Origin of the sequence: Vibrio sp. 10N.222.49.C9, assembly GCF_041474985.1 — a bacterium.
In the GTDB taxonomy this organism is placed as follows: Bacteria; Pseudomonadota; Gammaproteobacteria; order Enterobacterales; family Vibrionaceae; genus Vibrio; species Vibrio crassostreae_C.
Genome location: NZ_JBFRVD010000046.1, coordinates 952 through 23018, shown reverse-complemented (window position 1 = coordinate 23018; position 22067 = coordinate 952). Strand labels below are relative to the sequence as shown.

Sequence of the window (22067 nt, the reverse complement as noted above, 5' to 3'; positions counted from 1 at the left end):
GCTAATCCGCGATGAACCTTATTTGTTTCGACCTAGTGAGTCAGAAACAGATAAACGGCTCTTTTATTGAGTGGGTGCTGGATTCGAAATCTAGCTCACGAAACCTTAGAGATTGAGTCTACTCAGTGATCTCTTGCAGCACTTCTCCGATTGACCCGCTTGGTTGGGTGATACCCAGTTTGTTCGAAAGCGTTGGCGCAATGTCATATGGCGTCACTGGTCGCGATACCTTCTTAGCTTCAACGTCGTAGCCTGCAAAGATCACAGGCACATGAGTGTCGTATTTCCACGGAGAACCATGTGTAGAGGCAATTTGGAGGCCTTCCATGTCGTTAATGTAGCTGCGCGGTGCAAATACTACGTACACGTCGCCAGAACGAGCAGGGTGGTAGTTGTTTTTAATTAGCTGCATCACATGCGTATCCGGTGCTCGGTTAGCCGCAATGTCACTACTTGATACAGCAAACGCAACACCTTTCACTTTTGCAATTTCATCCGCAATAGCTTCTTGGACCTTAGCCAGATCAAGCTTCTTCTCAGCGATCAGATCATGATTCAGATAGATGTAAGGTTGTGCGTACAAGCGAATCGCGTCTTTGGTTAAACCAAATTCATCCTTCAATCGTTTCTCAACACCACTCGAGAGTAGTGTGTCTTTATTGAAGTATTGAGCTTGATTGAAACCAAGCGCATTTGCCGCAGGTGAAGATTCAGGTACACCGTGGTCGGCAGACAGCACAATCAATGTGTTTTCTAGCCCGACTTGGTTATCCACGGTTTTGAAAAGCTTAGCGAGAGTCTTATCAAGTCGGATAAGGTTGTCTTCTGTTTCTAGGCTTTCAGGGCCGTAAAGGTGCACCACGTAGTCATTTGATGAGAAACTCACTGACAGATAATCGGTCACGTCGCCTTGGCCAAGCTTCTCTTGCATCAACAAGGTGCTAGCGAAGTTTTCCGTGATTTCGTCACCAGCAGGGCTGACGGTTAGCGTTGTGCTGTAGTACTTGTAACTTGCCGGGCCATAAGGATGAGGGAAGGTGCGTTGGAAGTCACCGAGTTTCACTTTGTGTTCGGTATCGTGTTCTTGCAACGTGTACTTATCACGCGGTAATGAGAGCTCCCATCTCTGTTTGGAATACTGAGCAGCAATCGCTTTCTCGTTCCAGCGTGATACCCAATCTGGATACTCGTCATAGTAATAGTTACTGGTGACAAACTCCGATTGTGCTTTGGAGAACCAGAAGGCTTTACCACTGTGTCCTGCCAATGAGATTGCGCCGCGGTCTTTCACTGATACACCGAATACTTTTGATTTGCCACTATTGGAAATCGTCAGTTCGTCACCAAACGTGGTGGAGAGTATTGGCTCTGGAGAGCGGCCATCGCCTTGTGCTGTCTTCTGCGTTGGGTCGATCTCTGTTGCTTTATCGACACCTGCACCAGAGGTCAGCATTTGGTAGTTACCGTCTTCTACGTTATACACCAAACGTTCTTCGCTACGGTCATACCAAACGTTACCTACCATGCCGTGTACGCTCGGTGGAGCACCTGTTGCAAGCGACACATGGCCCACGATCGTTTCCGTGTTGCCATGTTGGTAGTTTGCGTTGGTGTAGTAGGTACCATCATCCATTAAGTACCGGAAACCGCCTTCACCGAAGTTGTGCTTATATCGTTCGATTAGATCTGCGCGCAGGCCATCTACCGTGATTTGAAGGACTAGATTTGGCTTTTCCTCAGCTGAAGCTGGGAGAGCGCAGAGTAACGCGAGGGTTAGTCCTGAAAGCTTGGTGTATTGCATAGAGTTTCCTTATTCACTGTTGCCGCTGAGTTCTAATGTTTGGTCAGGTTTCCAACGTTTGGCCAGATTTGTAACGTGTGTGCAGTGCGAATCGTATTTTTAGTATTGTTGGTGACGATTAGTGAACCATAACCTTCGGCATCTTTAGTTAGTTCGCTTCGTTAGCTAGTTCACATCCTTAACTAAACGCAGCCCCATATCTGACATAGTGATCGATTGGCTTGCGAAGTCACGACGGTAACTTTCAGATTCATTTTCGTCATAAGCAAAGCTGCCACCGCGAACCGATTTGTGTGATAAACCGACGTCGCTGTGTTTTGCGTTGTTAGGGTTGTCTGTTGGACCGAATCGGTAGAAGGTGTCATCGAAGGCATCGATAACAAACTCGCCCACGTTTCCTGTCATGTCATATAAGCCTAGTTCATTTGGTTTCTTTAGCCCGACTGGATGTGCGCTATTTTTAGAATTTGCTGAGTACCACGCAACATCATCTAAGTTATTGGAACCACTGTAAGTATAGCCTTTACTTTTATTGCCACCTTTGGCTGCAAATTCCCATTCAGCTTCAGTAGGCAGACGGTATTCTTCACCCGTTAATTCATTCAACTGCTCAACAAAATAGTTTGCTTGCTGCCAACTAAGGTTATTGACCGGAACTTGTGGGTTTTGGAAATAACTGAGAGATGAACCCATCACCGATTCGAACAATTCTTGAGTCACCTCAAACTTCGCAATATAGAAACTATCTACAGTTACATTACGTGCAGGACGCTCTGCTTTGGTCGCTTCTGGACCGTTCGACCCCATGGTGAATGTGCCGCCTTCAACCAACACCATCTCTTGGTCAATTTGTTGGGCGATGGGGTGTGTAGGCACGCTTGCACAGCCACTCAGAAGGATAGTCATGGTGACGCTGCTAATTGTTGCTAACTGTTTGTAATTAAGAAATTTCATCACGTGCCTCAGATGTTCGAAATAGGGTCTAATTCTAACGTTTAAGGTCATTCCTATTGGTTATAAAGGGTATAACATGTCACCTGATCGAATAGGAATTATGATGGGTCCAGAATACTAAAATAGGTAGGTAAATCATGCATATTACTCAAGGTCCACAATATAGCGGTAAAGCGTCTAAGCGCTTGCATGTCATGGCTAAGCCGATTGGCGCAGCATGCAACATTGACTGTAAATATTGTTACTACCTAAGTAAGCAAGATTTGTTGGAGTACAAGAAAGGCAGTTCTCCAAGAATGGATGATGAAACGTTAGAGACGTATATCCGACAATACATCGAAGGCCAGAATACGCCGGAAATTATCTTCTCATGGCAGGGTGGTGAACCTACCATGCTTGGTTTGGCCTATTTTGAACGTGTGGTTGAACTACAGAAGAAGTACCAACCTGAAGGTGTATTGATTTCAAACGACTTACAAACCAATGGCACGTTACTGAATGACGATTGGGGACAGTTCTTAGCAAAGAATAACTTCTTGGTCGGCTTAAGTATTGATGGCCCAGAGATGCTGCATAACGCCTACCGTACTAACCGAGCCGGTCGTGGTACGTTCAAACAAGTGATGGCGGCTGTTGAGCTGTTGCACAAGCACCAAGTGAAATTCGCGACGTTAACCTGCGTGAACAACCTGACCAGTCAAAATGCACTAGAAGTGTACCGATTCTTACGTGATGTGGTGAAGTCGCCACAAATGCAGTTTATCCCTATCGTTGAGCAAAAAACCTTTAGAACGGTTGCACCGCAAACCTCTCAAGTGAGCGAGCAATTGAAGCAGGGTGACAAGCGTCTGATCCCCGGCCATAAAGATTCAATCATGGAATCATGGTGTGTGTCAGATCTGGCGTGGGGTAACTTCCTGATTGCTGTGTTTGATGAGTGGGCGAAACACGATATCGGAAAAGTGTTCGTTCAATATTTCGAAGCAAGTTTAGAAACGTGGATTGGGCGTCCGAACCCATTGTGTACCTTGAACGAGATATGCGGAAAGGGTTTGGCAATGGAGCCAAATGGCGATGTTTTCTCATGCGACCACTATGTTTACCCTGAGTACAAAATTGGCAATATTCATCACGAGAAACTTGATGATTTGGCGTACAGCGCACCACAGCAAAAGTTTGGTTTTGCTAAATCCCGCACACTGACCAGTCAATGTCAGCAGTGTGATTACAAGTTCGCTTGTCATGGTGAGTGCCCTAAGAACCGCTTTATCAAAACTCGTGCAGGCGAACCGGGCTTGAACTACTTATGTGCAGGTTGGCATAAGTTCTTTTCTCATGTCGATAAGTCGATGGCGTACATCGCTCGCGCGATGGGGCATCCGGTTGCTCATGGTAAATTCAGCGACTCAGTATTGATGGCGCATCGAGCAAAACAGGCGCAACAAGCTACGTTCGAGACCAAGTTTTAACTCGTTCTTTGGATCAACAGGTCCAAGATAAATTTAATCAGATACGAGTCTAAGGACAGGCTAAGTTCTCCAGTTTAAGGTAATACTATGATGAAGAAGAGTTTAGCGACGGCTGTTGCTTTATTGATTTCAACGTCCGCATTAATTTCAACGTCTGCGATGGCTGCGAATAGCGTTCAACAAACGGTTGACGCGCCAGCACAAAATATCAATCAAGTGCTTGAAATGACGGACACTCAAACCCGCATTCAACAGTTGTCTTACATGGCACAAGATCAGAATCAATCTGTTGAAAATCGTACTGGTGCACTGCAAGAGCTTGCTTCATATCCAAGCCAAAATGCGCTGGTGGCGGTGGCAAGAGGCTTAAAAGATCAAAACCCTGAAGTTCGTGAAGCGGCGGTTATCGGTTCTGAACCTTACCAACTTGAACATCGCTGGGCGTTAGTTTCCCCCTTGCTAAAAGACAGCGATACCATGGTTCGCCATACGGCAACGTCAAACCTAGTCCGTGACTTCAATGCATTGGATGACGAGCAGAAAGCACAAATTGAACCACCAGTCATAGAGCTTATTAGCTTCTTGGAAACGCAAGAATCTGAAAAGTACCAATTACTGTTTGCTGATGTGCTTCGTTGGCACAATGACTGGGATAAGGCGGAAACGGTTTATCTAGAGCTGATCAATACGCATCCAAAAGAAGCGCAAGTTTGGTTGAGCTACGCAGATAATTTTCGAGCTCAGAACAAAGATAAGCAAGCAGTCGAAGTATTAGATCGTGGTTTGGAGAGCGTGCCAAACAACGCCGCTCTGCATTATTCGAAATCGTTGACTCTGGTTCGCCTTGAAGACAAAACTGCGGCAGCCAAAGAGATTGAAGTGGCTGCGAAGCTAGCGAAAGATAACAGCTACTACTGGTACCTAAATGGGGTATTACAAGAAGAGTTGGATATCGACAAGTCGACTAAATCGTTCGAGAAAGCATATTTGATCTCTGGTTCTCCAGAGCAGCTATACGCGGTATGCGATATCTATGTGCGCTACGGAAATGAAAAGACCGATGATTGCTTAGGTGAGCTAGGTAAAGTAGCTCCTGACTATGTTATTGATCAGTTGAAAGATAAACGAGTAGCGCCAAGCTCATAATATCCTAATGAGTAATTAGCGAAGCCTATAATGAAAAGCCAGTCGACACGTTCGACTGGCTTTTTCGCATCCATGAACTGCTTAGACGAGGTTCAAGCAACTAAAGACAAAATAAGGGCAAGCCTGTTACTTGCCCATTTCGTTTTATTATTCACCCATAGAGCTTGATGCACGGCGTCTGTCGGTCGCGCCATAGATCTTGCCATCTTTGACTTCAATGGCATTCAAGCCACTGACGACTGGAATGACATGCACCGGATAACCGAGCTGCATGAACTCTGGTACTAACATTTCGGCGTAGGTTTTCTTTTCGACGAGTAAACCCGTTGGGTCATAAGGTTTGGTGCGATCAATCTTGGTCTTTGTCTTTTTGGTAAAACAGCGCAAAAGTACCGCCGCCAATCCCAGTCATATCCGGTTCAACCACCGACATTGTCATCTGCATCGCCACCATTGCATCGACTGCATTACCTCCTTGCTTGAGTACCGAATACCCAGTGCTGCTTACATATGGATTCGTTGCACTTACCATAAACTCTTCGCCAGTTTCGTCTGGCGTAATTGGAAAAGGATTTGGCTTAGCCGCGAAACCGACCGCTGAAACCAAACTTAAAGATAAAGTCGCTATTCGCATGCGTTCTCCGTTTAAGGTATCTGTTTATTCGCTCTTAGGTAGACCAAATTAAGGTAGTGAAGTTCTTTAGTTTGCAGCCTTCTTACACAATATTGACGGCTCTGACATTAATCGCCAAACCAACTAAATGTTTTTCTATTAAAGGATAGTTAAGACCAATGTTATGGCTTGTTACGCATGACAATTCAAAGACATTAAAAAGCCCAAGGTTATTTGATTACCTTGGGCTTTTATTTAATGGTGATTGTCTAATTTTGGGTTAGAAGACGAAACTCAACATGATGGTATAAAGGACGGCATCTTTGTCATCAAAACCAGTAAGTGCGTTGAAATTCTCAACAAAGGCACCGTTTGCTTTACGAGCCTCAAAATATTGCACTTCGCCATTGATGGAGACGTTAGGTAACACATCGTAATCCACACCAATTAGGTAGCTGTTTCCTGTTAGGTGTTCGTGAGAATCAAACTCTGCTCCGTAAACGACGTATGGAGTGAATAAATCTAGTCTGTAGCCCAAACTAGCGTACATCGAGGACGAGATGTCACTGATCTGTCCTTCACTTGCAAGCACCGCTTGACCTAATTCATACTCAACACCTAACGACCAAAGTTGAATGTGTTGGTTGTCTTGTTTGCTACTGAATGGAGCTGTTATCGAAGTCCCAGGGATTGTAATCGTGCCAGAAACGGTTTGATCAAAATTGGAGTCGAGGAATGACAAGTTCCAACGATAGTTTTCACCGCTCAATTGAAGATTGGCACCGAACATTCGGTTGGTTTCAAATTCCAGCTCTGTACTCGAATTAAAGTCAACTTTGTTTTTGTCTTTTACACCGAAGAAAGGTGAGAGCAATAGCGTTGCTTTATCACTGACATCATGAGTCCAGCTCACTTTTATACCGTTGAAAGCTGTGACTCCGAGAACGCTGTTATACACCTCTGTCGGTGGCCTTGCTGTCATATAGGCTTGGCCCACATAGTAGTACTCAGAGGCAAGGAATAATGGTAGTCGTAATCGACCAATGCTGACATCAAAGTCATTAAATTCATAACCTAAGTAAGCCCACTCTAGCTGCGGCTCACTCCAATCATATTGGGGTGGCTTGACAACTTGCACGGAAGCTTTGAATGAGTTGTAGAAGTAATCGAGTTGAACACCAAATGTGGTATCACAGTCGTAACAGCTCTCATCAGTAAAACCGCGGTTGATGATTAATGGATTATCGTTATCCGATGTTGCCCAAGACGTTGAGCCAAAGCCACTCAAGGATAAATTATCGGTAAGTTCGATATTCGCAAAAGCCGGAGAGGCCATTGAGGCACATAACACTGACGTAATTATTCTTTTCATATTATTTCTCCGAACTTATAACGTAGAGAACGTTGGCATTTTGAGGAACCGAAGAGAGTGGGGAGTAACCAATACGGTTTGGTTTGTCATCAAGCCAGTCGACTAAGCTGTCGGTTGACGCCGTTTTGATTTCTCTTGGATAACGCGCTTTTCCTGAAAAAGATAAACCAGCCCAGTGTGCATTCATTTGAGCGGCATTTTTTCCAAGCAAAAGCTGATAAAAGTCCTCTCTTTCGGCACTGTTCTCAGGCCAATCAGACAGTTCAACACGTTTGCCATTGAGGTGCTTAGTTTTCCCTCTATAGAGCTTTCGCGCTTTGTTTATTGATATCTCTTCAAATCCGGAGTCTAAAGAAAATATGGCATAATCTTCAGCGGCGTGAGCAGGGCTTAGAAAAAGCAAGCTTCCTAATAGCCCTACCGCGACTGGCAACATGACTCTGCGGGGAAGTGTTTTTATTGTTCTAATCCAATCCATGAGGTATCTCCTAACAAGTCGCACTTTCTATTTGATGGAATAGCTTTTCTTTTCTTACGGGCTTCGCTACGTATCCATCCATTCCGGAATCAAAGCACTTTTGAATATCATCATCGATAACACTAGCGGTTAACGCGATAATAGGAGTTTTGCTTAAGCCTTGGTTTTTCTCGTGTTCTCGAATCTCCTTAGTTGCCGTGAAACCGTCCATAACAGGCATCATGCAATCCATCAAAATAATGTCGAAGCTACTGTCGTTCTGGTACATATCAACGGCAATTTGTCCGTTGTCTGCAATTTCAAAGGCATATCCGGCCTTCTTCAGCATGATAGAAGCTACTTTTTGATTGACGCGGTTGTCTTCGACTAGCAAGATTCTCTCTGATTTGCTCGGAATTGCGTTTTGTTCCGCTTCTTCAGGCAAAGTACGTTTGGTCGCAGCCCCGTTGATAATTGGAGTGACAGTTGCAGGTTGTTTCTTAGGTTGAGCTTTATAGGAAGCTGGTAGTGGCATAGCTTCTACCGCGGTGAGTACTTTCTCTTTAAGCATTTCGAACTTGAATGGTTTTGGTACATAGTCATCCATACCAACGTCGAAACACCTCTGAATATCGTCATCGATGACACTGGCGGTCAATGCAATGATAGGGATGCGTCGCGTCGCTTCCGTTTCTTTTTCAATTCTTCGGATGTTGCTTGTTGCATCAAAGCCATCCATAACCGGCATCATGCAGTCCATGAGTATCGCCGCGTAATGAGGATTAGCGGTGAACATGTCCACAGCTTCTTGACCATTATTAGCGAACTCGAATTCAAAACCACTTTTACCGACATGAAGACCAGCAATTTTTTGGTTGATCTTGTTGTCTTCAACGATGAGGATTTTGTGTTGGATCTCGACTGATGTCTGGCTTGCTTCTGATAGTTCCGCCAAACCTCGAGTATCACAAAGCTCAATAGCTTTAATTAAACGCAAGCCGAGTAGGGGCTGTGCGACTTGTGCAGTAACGCTGTCACCAAGATCCGCTGGCTCACTTAAGAAGGAACGTATCAAACAGATAGTGATGCCGTTTTGGTGCAGCTTTTCTAAGTTATCTGCGTGGGTATTAGCTAGGAATGCGTCATCTTCGGCGAAAACAACAGTAATAGGTTTAGTGTGTTTTTGAGTGGAGAGCTGCTCTGTAATTGCCGTTATATCATTCGTTTTATCGGTAACCTTCAAACCATAAAGGTTAAGGTCGGACTCTATTCGCTCGGAGAGCATGTTTTCGTTACCCAGCACATAAATATCAGCCGTTGCTGTACTTGGTTTTGGCAGTATCAAGTCAACAGGCAATACCAAGTCGAAGTAGAAACAGCTTCCTTCACCTTTGACGGAGTCGAGTTGAATTTGACCACCCATCAGCTCTACCAACTGTGTACTGATGGCTAGGCCAAGACCGGTACCACCGAATTGTCTGGTTGTTGAATCATCCTCTTGAGCGAAGGGTTCAAATATTTGTTTTTGTTGCTTTGAATCGATACCAATACCTGTGTCGCGAACGGCAAATCGAATGGTGACATTATCGTCAGATTGTTCGAGCGTTTGGATTGATAATGTGACGCCACCTTCTGCCGTAAACTTCACTGCATTCGACATAAAGTTCATTAGGATTTGTCTTAAGCGGTGATCGTCGATCATCACGCGAGCTGGTGTGTCTGGGCTGATATCAACGTTAACCGATATTTTTTGTTCTTTCGCTTTTGGTGCCACAATAGAGGCGATGTCGTATATCGACTCTCTAATCGATGCAGAATGCGGGCTGATTAATAGCATGCCAGACTCAATTTTAGAGAAGTCTAAGATATCGTTGATTAAGCTAAGTAGCAGTTGGGATGAAGTTTCAATCGTATCCACATAATCACGCTGTGTGGGTGTGAGCGGCGTATCTGCGAGGATTTCCGAAATACCAATAACACCATTGAGCGGGGTGCGAATTTCATGAGACATGTTGGCCAAGAAGCTACTTTTTGCTTTGCTGGCTTGTATTGCGTGGTCTTTCGCGTGTTCGGCATCCTCTTTGGCTCTCTCTGCGTCTTCTTTTGCTACCGTCAATCTCTCTTTCGCGAGCTCTCGTTCGATGGTCAATCGTTCAACTTGCTGAGCAAACAGACTGAGTTCATCTTTACCTTGGATTAATTTATCTAAAGAAGGGCGCGTGTCATCATTTTCGCTTTTTAAGAAAGCTAACACCAAATTAAGGTTGTTAGTGACTTGTCTCGCCAAGCTAAGAGTTAAACCCATAACAATCGCAGCCAGCAAAGCGACGATTGAAATAAACAGGGTTCGTTGTATTTGCGCGTCATAGATGGCTTGCTCAACTTCTTGTTGAAACTCTTGCTTGATTACGCCGCCAAGGCTTTGTAATAAGTTGAGCCGTGCGCTCATCGCTTCTAAGCCGACAGACACTTCTTGTGGCGTCAGTTGGCTGATTGTATTTAGGTCGAGTAGCGCGCTTCTTATCTCTTGGCTTTGAGCAAACACATCATTTCGAAACACTTCAACCATCAAAGAAACTTGATGTTCGTTGGCGTTCAATGAAACAAAGCGCTCTAAGAACAATTGCTGTCTTTCACTCAAGGTTTTGATCTGTTCGGCGAGTTCTGGGTCGTACTCTTGGCTGATTTGGAAGATCTCAATCAGTGAACTACCAAGCTTGAACTCTTCGTTCGACCAAAACATCAACCACTCAAGTTGTTGAAGGGCAGTGAGGTGCTGTTGAATTTCACGTTTAGTGTTTTCAAAAGGGACTTTCTCTACTTCAAGTAACAGTTGCTTGTATAAATCGCTCTGCCATTCGAGGGCATCCAATTTATCGTAAGTGTCAGTCACTTGCATCGTCGATAAGGTCGCTTCGCTGAAATCGGCAACAAGTTGATTCATTTCATCAGATGCGTCTAAAAAAATGATGGGAGACAGGTTTTTAAGTTCTGCCTTTACTTGGTTGCTTTGAGTAGCAAACTCTTCAGGGCTAGAGGCTAAGGTACTTCTATACAAAATAGAAATATCTTGAAGATAGACAGATAACTGATTGGTTCGTTCAAAATCGGTTAACTGAGTCGTTAATATATAAGCCTGTCTACCTGCTAGGAAGAGTAATAATGAAATGGGAAGTAGAACTAAGCCAAAGAGTTTATGTTTGACTGAAAGGTTATTCCAAACCGTAATCGCCATATAAGGATCCATCCAACTGTCGTTATATAAAAACAGTAGAATAAAAATGCCGATATGGAAACTTTGAAACGGTAAATTTTACGTAAGTGTGGGAGAGGTATAAGTTCTTGTGATTCCAGAGCTTATTTTGAAATGCGTTCTTTTATTAGTAATTTATAGCGTTTGGCAGTTTGTTTAATTTTATGCTTATTGATGAATCACTTAAAAAGCTTACTAATGAGGACGATTGTTATCGAGGCTTAATTCGAAAAGAAGTTGCTCTAATACGGTTTTTGCAGAGGGTTCTAATGTCCAAATACCGAGCATTCTGTTAAGTGCGGCGCGATACACTCTGTTTTTTAGTAGGAAGGCGAGTGTGCTCGTATCATTGCTGAATACGTGCATTTGTACGATGGTGAGCTCTGCTTTGTTCTCAATGTCTATTTTCTGAAGATTGAAAGCGGGTAGGAAGGCAGACTCATACCAAACCTCAACGATCTCTCGAAGCTCCATCTCTTCTTCAGGTACATCGCACTCCTGAAGTTGGTGGTTTTCAGGAATTGCGGATAAGTAAGCTACATCAAGCTTGTCTGCAACGAATGTGTACATATTCTTCCTTGTTACCTGTGGTATTGGGGCGAATCATCCCTCTCGCTTATGAATTTGTCAATTATATCCATTTCCCTAAATAGCGAATTGTGATTAAGCGTTGAGGTTTTAGCTTAAGCTGTTTAAGTATTTGTCTGTTAAGCCAAAATATTTCAAATTTCCATCCGGCTCTAACACTAAACTCATGTTTGATGTTGCGATCAAACCAGGGTCGTTGGTCGAAAAAATGACTGTTTTATTCAGCAACTTATCGCTGAACAAACGGTTAAAGTACTGCGCATTTTCATTTTCTGCACCATTGAATGGCTCATCAATAATAATCAGAGATTGCTCACAGTTACCTAAGCCGAGTGCCAGACGCAATTTTTGTTGAATTCCATTCGGGAGACTTTTGCATTTATCCACGCTTAACTGAGTAGCTAAGCCTTCCGGAAGCCATTCATCTAACTCGAAGAAGCTCACCATCTCTTGCATCTTGTCTGTTGGAATCAGCCCGTTGTGTAGAATGAAGTTGGTCTCGAGTGAGCCTTCAAAAATATGCAAATTAAAAGGGATGTAGTTAATCGAGGTGCGATAACGGTAGCTATTGAACTGTTTAATGTTGTAACCATCGACAGAGACTGCGCCTTGATAGCGGTCTTCTAACCCAGCAATGATTGAAATTAAGGTGGTTTTGCCGCAGCCCGTTGGGCCACAAATGACCACTTTTGCACTGGGTGGGATTTTGAACCCCAAGTTAGTTAAGCCGGTTGCTGCTCCCGCGTATCGGTGACTGACACCGCTGCCCACGATGCTGCCTTGGAACAGGCGAATAGGCGGGCTTTTCTCTAAGGTTAATTTGTCGTCATTCATCGACATTAAATTATTGATCTGTGCGGACGAAGCTTTGATCGACTGGAACTTGGAAATTGAGTTATAGATACCCATGATTGGGCCTAACGCTTTCCAAACCAGAATAACGGTCGCGAGCATGGCACCCGCATCAGAAGTACCTTCCATCACGCCAATAACTGCAGTCACGATACTTGCTGTGCCAATCACTTGGATCAAACTACCGCCAGCGGCCTGAATCTTACTGTTAGTCACGGCAACGTTCTCTGCATCGCTGGTGCTTTGCATATGCGATGCACTGAATCGAGATTGAACGACACGAAGTAAAGGCAGGCCTTGGATTGTTTTGATACCACGAAGGATTTCGTTCCATTGATACGAGACCATCGCATTGGCGCGCGAACTTTTGGATGTGGCTTGCGAGTAGATATAGCGAGAGTAAATACAGAACACTAACATCAGGATTAAACCACCCATCACAACTAATGCCGCTGTACCAGACATCAGAGCAATGGCGATGATAAATACGATCACAAACGGCATATCAAAATAGCTGAGCGTCGATTCGGCAGTCACCAAGCGTCGGAAGGTATCGATATCTTTCAAACGTGCTAGCTGAGAAGAGACCCCAGCAGTAGATGTCATCGCATAGGGTAGCCAAAGCAATTTAGATATAACGGCTTGCGAGATGTGCACGGCGAGGTCTTTACCGGAGGTCGCAATAATGTTGACGCGCATTTTCTTAAAAAAGTATTCAGAGAAGCCGACAATAATGGCGAATAAGGTTAGCCAATAGAGTGTGGCTTCGGAGCTCGAAGTCAGTGCGAAGTTATATACACTCATAATAAAGAATGGCTGCAATGCACCGAGAATACTGATGACGAAGCTGAGAATGATCAGGCTTTTAAGTTCATTGTTATAACGATAGAAAGCGTATTTAATCCAATTGCTTCTGTCTTGCGATTCCGGAGGTGGCTCGCGGAACAGACGAGAATATTCGCTAATCGCAATCAGCAAACAGGGCTTTTTGCACATTGGGTATTCAATGGTGTTGTTGTTCGTGTAATCAAACAGCAGCAACTTTCCATCTTTGGTGCCTAAGAAAATCGCACTTAGATTCTCTATTTCAATAAAGCATGGCTGAGGGTGTTTATCTATATTCTCGAGTGTCTTTAATTTGGTCACATCACAGCGATACCCAAGACGCTCTATGGTTGCTGTAAAGCTGTCGCTGTCTTTGTGTTTCGGAATAAAAGCATCGCTGAGTATCGCGGGTGTGCCTTCCCATTCGAGTGCTATCAAGGTGTAGGCCAAACCGCGGATAAGTGGCGATTGACTGTAACGTTCGTCGTATCCGCTGGATTCAAAATCCAAGACACGTTGCGGTACATTATTGAAGTCGACTAAGATACTCATTGGTCACCTCCGGTAAGTTTTACGCGTTTGAGGCGATGGTTAAGCTTGTCCATTTTATTACTGGCGATGATCAAGATTTTGTCGTTGGCTCGATAAGCCGTACTGGTGAGAACCATTCGTGCAAATTCCTCATCAAACACACAGTCGATGTCATCAAATATCAATACGCGCTTACTGGCGAGCAGGGCGCGAACTAATAATAGGGCGTAGCCAACTTGGCGTGAGAATGGGTTACGCATATGGCCTTTGAGTTCTGTATAAAAACCGGCAGGAAGCCCATCAATTTGAGCTTTGATGTTCATGGTTTCACACAGTGCAAACGCCGTGTTATTCAAGCTTGGGCGGAAACAGGTGAGGTTATCGATAATCGTCCCTTCTACGAACGAACTGGTCTTATCAACCATCAGAACACTGTTACGCCAAACGTTGTAATTGACGTCATCCAAAGGCGTGTCGTTAATCATGATATCTAGTTTGCTATCACTGTTCTGACGCGTAATACAGTTAGCGAGGTGGGTCTTACCTGAACCACTTTTCCCTGTCAGCAAATAGGCTTGTCCGAGTTCGAACTCGATACGCTGCTTTTCAGAATACTTAACCGAGATACGTTCTACTTCTGTTGTTTCATGTTGGTGTTCAACAGAGGCGGCCAATTCAAGGAGGTCAACGATACGCTGAATATGGAGTTTGTTTAACTCCCAACGGCTCGCGGTGCGCATCACTTGTTGGTAAGGCGCAAAATAACGGTTGGTTAGCATGATGATCGCGGCCATGATGCCTTGGCTAGATTCCATATTGATAACGGCCGTTGCCAGTACCACAACAACACAAGCTATAGAAAGCTGTTGGATTAGCGCCAATATTAGGCTGAAGTTAGATTCAATCTGCTCATATTTGATGTTCTCAACTTCGCGCTCTTCGACCATTTGTGTCATCAGGCTTTCAACGCGGTATTCCATATTTCGAGCTTTGATATCAAGCGGGCTAGAGATGATCTCAATGATTTTGGAGGTAGTTAACCCTTCGATGTCTGACTTATTCTGCAAACTACCAATCTTTTGTTTGGAAAGGCTCCACGCAAAAATAGCCAAGATGACAGAGGCAATCAGAAGGGTAATGCCAGCCCATATGTTGATGAGTCCTATGATGAGGATAGTGATCACGCTGACGGCAAGGTTGATAAGCGCTCGAACCGATTCGCCACCAAAGAAGGTTTTCAATTCAGGAATGGTTGAGATTCGTTCTAGGTATTCGCCTGGCTCCAAACGTCGGAACTTAGAGATTTCCGCCAAACAGATGGATTGAAATACCTTATTGGTTAAGTTGGTCTCAAACTGCCTCATGATGACAGAGGAAATCTTCTCTTCCTGATTTTTTAAGTGATAGTCGAGGAAGATAGAAATCAAGATAATCGCGAACAATAAGAACAGAGTATCTTGTGCTTGGTTGGGTAACACTCGGTCAAAAATGATCAGAATGGAGAAGGGCAGTACCAAACCAAACAGGGTCGATATTATCGTTGAGAAAGTCAGATAACACTTATCTGCCATGTTGATCTTTTGCGAAAACTGCTCAGTTTGCATTGCGACCTCCTTTCCTCAACGACTCCGTTGAGAGAAGATGTTTAGGCACCAAATCTTGATTGTCTCGTCCCTCAATATCGCTCATTAATTGCATCACGCTTTCGATAGATTGAATTGAGAGTATTCCCTTAATTTGCTCAAGCTTGATGGTCTCGATGATGTAGTCGTATCGTGCGCTTTCGTAGTCTCTTAAGGCGCTGAATAGTTTACTTTCCGCCGCCAGCAAGTCGGTGATAGTACGCGTGCCCAATTGGTAGGCTCTTTGGATCCCTTTATAAGACGCGTAGTTGGCGCGAATGATGTTTTCGTAACTGCTTATAGACTGCGAGAAATCGTTAATGTTGAGCACGGAGGTATTCACACTGTTACGTGTGGTGTAAAGCGAATCTTGGTAAAGCAGCTCAGTACGTTCGATGGCCGTCGATGATTTTTGATAGCCGTAGTAATCAGAGCCACCAGACAAGATAGGAACTGCTAGGTTTAACCCAACACTGGTTGAGTTACTTTCGCCTGTCGCTGTAATGTCGGTTTTGTCGAAGTTATTGGCGTCATCGTGTCGATAGCTGGCTGAAAGCGATACGGTCGGTAAGAAGTTCGAACCGCTCTCTTTTAAGCTTCTGCGGCTTCTCTCGACGTTTTTCTTAGCCACTAACAAGTCGTTGTTGAGCTTTAACGCTTGATCCATGATTGATCGTTGTTCGGTTTCGTTTATCTCTTTTAAAGGCACACTTTCGTAGATATCTTGAGACGGAGTGATAGGGTATTGAATCTGAATCGATAGCCCGTTGAGAATGACGCGACGGTCTTTCTGCAAGGTTCTCAATCGATTCGACACACCTTCTTTCTGAGCAATCACTTCGTAAAGCTCACTGGCGGCTGTATTGCCGAGTTCCACATTGCGTCGCATTTGATGTTCACGCGTCTCAGACGACTTAAGCTCTACCTTGGTCGCTTTAATTTGTGCGTTGTTTTTCAAATACTCAAAGTATTGAGAGCCGATTTCTGAAATAGTGCTTTGGATTTTGTTCTCGTGTTTAATCTCTTCAATGTTGAAGTCGAGCTTTGCCGTCCCATATTTGAAAATATCGCCCAGATTGAAGATCGATTGAGAAAGGGAAAGGCTGTAGCTGTTCGAGTTATAGCTTGAAGTTTCATCAGGCACACTTGATAGCAAGGTTTCATTTTCATTCCATGTGGTATCGGCAGCACCATTGAGGGAAGGAAGAAATTTTGAGCGGCTGATACCAATGTTGTACTCGTTCTCTTCGACCCCTTTATCACTCGCCCGAAGAGAAAGGCTGTTCTGCAGACCGAGTTCTACCGCCTCAAGCAGGGTAGTCGCCGATGCTGAAGGTGTCGTGCTTAATGTAAGCGCAGCTATGATGCTGCTAGTTAAGTTTTTGTACCGCCACATACTTGTTGATCACCTTGATGATTTGGTCGCTTTTATAAGGTTTGCTGATTACGTAATCCATTCCGGCCTCAATACAAGCCTGGTGTTCGTTACTGCTGGTCAATGCGGTTGCACCTATGATGGTACAAGGGTTTTTCTCGTTTTCTTGTTCGAATTGGCGAATGCGTTTTGTGGCTTCGATGCCACCCATACCCGGCATGATGCAATCCATGAAGATGATGTCAGAACGCTTGTTCATAAAGTGCTTCACGGCATCGGCGCCATCGCCAACCATGTCTGGTTCATATTCTTGTTTGGTCAAGATTCGTTTCAGTAAAATTTGTTGAACTCGGTCATCCTCTACGATAAGGAATGAGCTGTTTTCCATCTGTTCTTCCGATGCTTCCGCTTCCATAATGGTGAGTAGGTTTGGAATGAACTCGTAAGGGATAGCAGGGGCGTTGATGATTTTGTCGACGAAGCTATGACACTCTTGTGCTTGCTGAGTGTTGGTCACTGACAACAGTAACTTGGTATTTGGGTGGTTCTTAAGCTGAGATTTCACAGTCTTACTTAGTGAGGGCAGTTTGTTGGGTTCAAAGGTATCGGTGAGCATAATCGCATCGTAATCACCGAACGTTTTCGCCGCTGAGAAAAGCTCATTTGCAGTGCGAATCTCGGTGATATCAAGCCCCAAGTTACTGAGCATTTTCTTCATCACATCGATGCGAACTTGAGTATTAGCACACAAGAGTAAACGCTTGCCATCAAAGCGAGTTTTCTCTGTGTGGAAGTTCTTAGCCTTAAGATCAAGCTCGATCTGAAAACGTTCCTGAGCCCCTGACTGGAACCAGTGGCTCTCGTAATATCCGTAATCCTTCAGAACGCTTTTCGCTAAGTCATCTGTGCTGGCTGTATGGTCTTTGTGTGCGCTCCAATGGAGTTTGTTGAGCTTGGCAACAGAAACATCCAGTGTTGATAAGAAGTTGAGGTTGATGGTGACACGGGTATTTTCCATGTCTGAAGCCGCACCCGATTCAATCGTTACAAACAGTTTCTTATTTGATTTGAGTTGAATGGCATTGGAAAGCTGCAGGAACAATATCCAGAACAAGCTGGTGGATTGACCTTCTACACGATTGGGTAAGTTGTCAGAGATAAAACAGTCAAGTTGGCTTTCATTACGTTGTACTTTGGCACTGATATGAATCATTAATTCAGATAACACACTCAGTAAAGAGAACTCTTTCGACTTGCTTTCCGTACCCTGTGATATCAAGCGATTATAGTTTTCTGCTAATTCAGATAGTGTGCTACACGCAGAGGTAATATCGTTCGCCATCAACACGCCGTTTTCATCGGTTTCTTGAACCAGATATTGGACGCCACCGTTGATGGTGTTTGTAATTCCGCGAATCTCATAACCGATCAGCGCATACAACTGTTTGTAGAGATCGTTATTGCGCTTTTGGTCTTCTAATTTACTGAAAATAAGTTTGAGATGAGAGTAAATCTGACGCTGCTTGGGGTTGATGCTAACTTCATTAAGAAGCTCTTCAAGACGTTGTAAATCTAGCTGCTTCAGCTCTTGATACAGGGCATCGAATTCATAGTCGATTTCGCGTTCGTTAGAACTGGATTTCTTTAGCTTCAACATAGCAACTGAGTTGGATAGAATCGTAATCACAGCCAATATCACGACCACCATAAACAACCAGATAAAGAACTCGTTTTTTTCTGACATTAAGTCATTTGCATGGTTGTTAAACATGGTGCGATAGTTGTCATCCATCTGCAGATAGTTATTGGTCAATGAAAGGTACAAGCCTAATACGTCGTTACGTGTTTTTGCGCTATCGGAGAAACGATTAATCGCCAATTCCAGTTGTGTGTATTCAGTTGCCCCAACCAAGCTGAACTCGGTTTTGTTCAACGAGGCTAAAGAGCGAAATTCATCAATTTCAAGCTTCAAGTTAACCAGGTTGAATTGGTTAGTGCCGCAAGTGTTGGTACTTAAACACTGTTGCAGAGTTTGAATATCTTGTTCTATGGTCTGATTAAGCTTCTGGGCTTGTATGAGCAGTGGGGCGCTTTGCACTTGTGCGACTGAATCTATTTTTGACCAAGAACAGTATAAATAGAAAGCGAGCGCAGCCAATACCACGCTAAATAGTATGCTTAGACGTAGGGCGGGTATGGAAATATTGTACGAAGGTTTACCGCTCATTGATTATCTCTCATCGAAAGCATCCTCGATGGCTGACATCACCGGTTTCGCAGCGTATTCGATCACGCGACGCGAGCCTGTTTTCACATCAGCGGTAAACTCCATGTAAGGTGATAACTTGTATTGAGTGCCTCCTCGTTCAAGAAAGTTTCGGTCAATTTCAATCTCAGCTAAATAGAATTCAGCGTCTTCTTCTTCGTATGATGAACGGCTGATTGAGGCGATGGTTCCCTCAACAAACCCGTATTTTGCAAAGTTATAGGTATCCATTTTTACTTTCACTGCCTGACCAATTTCGACAAATCCCATGTCTTTACGTGGGATCTTCGCTTCACCGTGTAACGAATTATTTATTGGGGCAATATCGGCGATACTTTCTCCTGGCGGAATCACAGCAGAACGGAAATTGAAGTGAAGTTTATCGACCACACCATCGACTGGCGAGTAGACGACTAGGCGATCAACCTTGTCGGAATGCTGCGGTTGTAAGATTCGCTTTAGCTTGAGGTCTTTGTTCGCTTGAATGATTTGTGCTTGGTACTCAGAGTTTCGATTCTCAACCAAGTCACGGTGTTGCTTTTCCAGTTTGTCGAGTTGGAAACGCTCATTCATCACAGATTCGTCAAGGTTCTCAATCTCACGCACCATATTCGACTCTTGTACTTTCATGTTAAGAACGTCGACATAAGACGCCATCTCTTCTTTATAGAGGGTGTTTTTGATGTTGAGCTGCTTACGTATCAGAGAGAGTTGATTCTCTGAACTTTTGCGACGCTTTAACATTGAACTGATCAACGAGTTCTTGTGCTTAATATCGTGTGTAATGAGTTCTTCATTTGAACGGTTTTTAGAGAATTCTTGTCTCCAGGTATTCATGTTGACCTGAACTTGCTCAGGGTATTTCTCAATGAAAGCGTCGAAGTTAGGCTCTATCATGTCGCGTAAGCTTTCATAACGAATCTTATCGAGCTCTATCTGAATAATTTCAGTATTGACGGTATCAAGTTGAGTGTTACGGTCAAGTGAGCGTATTCGAGCGATAGGTTGGCCCTCATAAACGACTTCCCCTTTTCTGACTAACAATTCTTCTAATATCCCGCCTTCTAAATGTTGAACTTTCTCAACATCCGATTCCAATAGCAGTTCTCCACGTACAGAAACAACAATGTCAATACGTGCTTGTGACGCCACGGCGATAGCGACCAAAGCGAGCAAGAATATAATGAGCAACGTTTTGTGAACGCTGGTCATGGCACTAGCAAGCACAATAGTGTCATCAGCTGTGACCTTAGAAGCCTCGTTATTGGAAACAAGTGCTTTTCTGAGGTGATGTTCTATTTGGTTATTGCTCATGACTGACCTCGGTTACTTGCCATCTATTACTTCCTTAATATCCAACAAGTGGTTGATTTGTCGATTGACGTTGTGCAATTCAGTTTTTACATCCTCTATTAGATCTTCCGGCGCAGGAAACTCGTGTCTACTCAAGTGTTCCAATTTGGCCATTTTTGGCGGAAGGTCTTGGTCGCAAAGCAACGTTAAGATGGTCTTCAATCGTTTTGAGTAACTGTTGAGTTCATCAAAACGATTACCTTTATGAAGCGCTTCTATATTTAGGGCTGCGTCAGAAAAGTCATTGTAAAAATCGCCTAATAGCAATTGCAGCCCTTTGTGGTTGTTGTCGACCGAGCGCAACAAATTCGTCATGTCTATCATCGCTCCACTCCCTTAATTGCTTTAATCACAATAACTAAGGATCTTTAAAGGCAGTTTTCAAATTTTTTTTGATTCTTTCTCTTTAAAAAGAAATTATGAAAAATGTTGTATAAAAAATTGGTTTTTCAAAATGATGTCCTTTAATGCCTCTATAAATACGATCAGTTAGCTAGTAGCAACGGAGGCTGTAATGGCAGGCGAAAATAACCAAAATAACCAAAACAACCAAAATGAAGATCTAAATGACGCGGTAGAACAAACGGACACGAACGACGCGGGTACGCCCTCCCAACAGCAGAATCAACAAAATCAACAAAACACGATTGCGTCGACAATAGCGACGGGTGCTGAAAATGCGGATGCGGCAGACGAAGTTAACCAGGCTTTAGACGAAAATCCGAGTGGTGCAGGTAATGCTGAAGATGCCTCTGCTTCTGGTGCGGCTGTGCAAGAAGAGACGCCAGAAAGTGATGGAGATTCAGACGCTGCACAATCCAATGTAGTTGGTGGAGCCGCTTCTGAAGCTGGCTCGGATAACGCTGCTGGCAGTGGTGGCGGTGGTGGAGCGGGCGCACAAGCTGTAGGTGGTGATATCGCAGAGGCTGCGACAGGTGGTGTAGACGCTGAAGGTAATGAAGAACAAGGCCAAGCTGCGCGTACTTCAGCAGCGCCGAGTGCGACATCTTCAGAGTCGGGTGACCAACAAGTTGGTGATGAGCTAGATTCACAAACAGTAGAAGAGACGTTTGCAGTTGATGTTCAAGCTTCTGACGAAGAGACCATTAGCGAAGTAGAGGATGACTTTGATTCTGAAACGGTAAGCGAAACGTTTAAAATCAAAGTGGAAAGTGAAAATGATGCGCCAGAAGCTGAACAAGATCTGGCTTACATCATGGATGAAGATGGCTCCATAACATTCACTCAAGAACAATTACTCGAATACGCAAGTGATGTAGATGGGGACGAGCTTGTTGCTTCTAACGTTCAAGTTGGTGATGATGCAACAGTTCAAGACAATGGTGATGGTACTTTCACCGTTGTTCCTTCAGCTGATTTTAATGGTGAACTTGACCTTACTTTCGACATCAGTGACGGCCAAGAAACGATTAGCAGCGCAATTGATTTAACGGTACGCTCGATTAATGACGCGCCTGTTCCTGAAGATAAAACGTTTGAAATCGAGGAAGACGGAACTCTTGTATTCACCGACGCTGACCTCCTTTCTGGTGCGACAGACATTGAAGGTGACAACCTAACGGTTGAAGG

At 44.1% G+C, this 22067-nt stretch carries 16 protein-coding genes and 1 pseudogene; 3 read left to right on the top strand and 14 right to left on the bottom strand.

The genetic code is table 11. The annotated features are described in order from the left end of the window. Nucleotides 1-118: 118 nt before the first annotated feature. Together AB4585_RS18845 and AB4585_RS18840 are read right to left on the bottom strand one after the other, a co-directional pair. On the bottom strand, nt 119-1801 hold the full coding sequence (locus tag AB4585_RS18845; protein WP_372170569.1) for an alkaline phosphatase family protein: 1683 nt from the start codon (nt 1799-1801) through the stop codon (nt 119-121). Nucleotides 1802-1966: 165 nt separating this feature from the next. Continuing rightward, the gene (locus AB4585_RS18840; RefSeq protein WP_017060470.1) at nt 1967-2755 is read right to left on the bottom strand and encodes an SUMF1/EgtB/PvdO family nonheme iron enzyme; all 789 of its coding nucleotides are present in this window, start codon (nt 2753-2755) and stop codon (nt 1967-1969) included. A 137-nt stretch (nt 2756-2892) separates the two neighbouring features. Here AB4585_RS18840 and AB4585_RS18835 point away from each other — a divergent pair, with 137 nt between their 5' ends. Both AB4585_RS18835 and AB4585_RS18830 read left to right on the top strand, forming a co-directional pair. After that, the gene (locus AB4585_RS18835; protein WP_372154626.1) at nt 2893-4224 is read left to right on the top strand and encodes an anaerobic sulfatase maturase; all 1332 of its coding nucleotides are present in this window, start codon (nt 2893-2895) and stop codon (nt 4222-4224) included. A gap of 87 nt (nt 4225-4311) precedes the next feature. Beyond that, nucleotides 4312-5370: a HEAT repeat domain-containing protein gene (locus AB4585_RS18830; protein ID WP_017060468.1), complete on the top strand. Its 1059-nt coding sequence runs from the start codon at nt 4312-4314 to the stop codon at nt 5368-5370. Nucleotides 5371-5517: 147 nt separating this feature from the next. On the opposite strand, the gene AB4585_RS18825 is transcribed toward AB4585_RS18830, so the two are convergent. The 12 genes and pseudogenes from AB4585_RS18825 to AB4585_RS18770 form a co-directional block, all read right to left on the bottom strand. Beyond that, the gene (locus AB4585_RS18825) at nt 5518-5661 is read right to left on the bottom strand and encodes a hypothetical protein (RefSeq protein ID WP_157939025.1); all 144 of its coding nucleotides are present in this window, start codon (nt 5659-5661) and stop codon (nt 5518-5520) included. Nucleotides 5662-5725: 64 nt separating this feature from the next. Next, a pseudogene (locus AB4585_RS18820) lies at nt 5726-6004 on the bottom strand (gamma-glutamyltransferase); the annotation flags it as partial. Nucleotides 6005-6263: 259 nt separating this feature from the next. Then, complete coding sequence (locus AB4585_RS18815) at nt 6264-7355, bottom strand: sulfate ABC transporter permease (protein ID WP_372154627.1); 1092 nt, start codon at nt 7353-7355, stop codon at nt 6264-6266. A 1-nt stretch (nt 7356) separates the two neighbouring features. After that, entirely contained in the window at nt 7357-7833 is a 477-nt protein-coding gene (locus AB4585_RS18810) for a hypothetical protein (RefSeq protein ID WP_017060466.1), read from the bottom strand. Between the two features lie 10 nt (nt 7834-7843). After that, entirely contained in the window at nt 7844-11047 is a 3204-nt protein-coding gene (locus tag AB4585_RS18805) for a response regulator (protein ID WP_372101360.1), read from the bottom strand. Nucleotides 11048-11260: 213 nt separating this feature from the next. Next, on the bottom strand, nt 11261-11635 hold the full coding sequence (locus AB4585_RS18800; RefSeq protein WP_017060464.1) for a hypothetical protein: 375 nt from the start codon (nt 11633-11635) through the stop codon (nt 11261-11263). 108 nt (nt 11636-11743) lie between these two features. Further along, nucleotides 11744-13882 carry an ATP-binding cassette domain-containing protein gene (locus tag AB4585_RS18795; protein WP_017067905.1) on the bottom strand — a complete coding sequence of 713 codons (2139 nt, stop codon included), beginning with the start codon at nt 13880-13882 and terminating at the stop codon, nt 11744-11746. Next, on the bottom strand, nt 13879-15465 hold the full coding sequence (locus AB4585_RS18790) for an ABC transporter transmembrane domain-containing protein (protein ID WP_017060462.1): 1587 nt from the start codon (nt 15463-15465) through the stop codon (nt 13879-13881). The genes AB4585_RS18795 and AB4585_RS18790 overlap by 4 nt, the downstream gene beginning before the upstream one ends. Next, nucleotides 15455-16879, bottom strand: coding sequence for a TolC family protein (locus AB4585_RS18785; protein WP_017064679.1), 1425 nt, complete (start codon nt 16877-16879; stop codon nt 15455-15457). Before AB4585_RS18785 ends, AB4585_RS18790 begins: the two co-directional genes overlap by 11 nt. After that, nucleotides 16854-19085: a response regulator gene (locus tag AB4585_RS18780; protein ID WP_372059098.1), complete on the bottom strand. Its 2232-nt coding sequence runs from the start codon at nt 19083-19085 to the stop codon at nt 16854-16856. Before AB4585_RS18780 ends, AB4585_RS18785 begins: the two co-directional genes overlap by 26 nt. Before the next feature lie 3 nt (nt 19086-19088). Beyond that, nucleotides 19089-20438 (bottom strand): HlyD family type I secretion periplasmic adaptor subunit, encoded by a 1350-nt coding sequence (locus tag AB4585_RS18775; RefSeq protein ID WP_017060459.1) that lies wholly within the window; start codon nt 20436-20438, stop codon nt 19089-19091. Nucleotides 20439-20450: 12 nt separating this feature from the next. Then, entirely contained in the window at nt 20451-20801 is a 351-nt protein-coding gene (locus tag AB4585_RS18770) for a hypothetical protein (RefSeq protein ID WP_065584860.1), read from the bottom strand. 190 nt (nt 20802-20991) lie between these two features. Here AB4585_RS18770 and AB4585_RS18765 point away from each other — a divergent pair. Next, nucleotides 20992-22067, top strand: a 1076-nt coding sequence (locus AB4585_RS18765) for a cadherin-like domain-containing protein (protein WP_372170564.1), incomplete at its 3' end; no start/stop codon positions are given.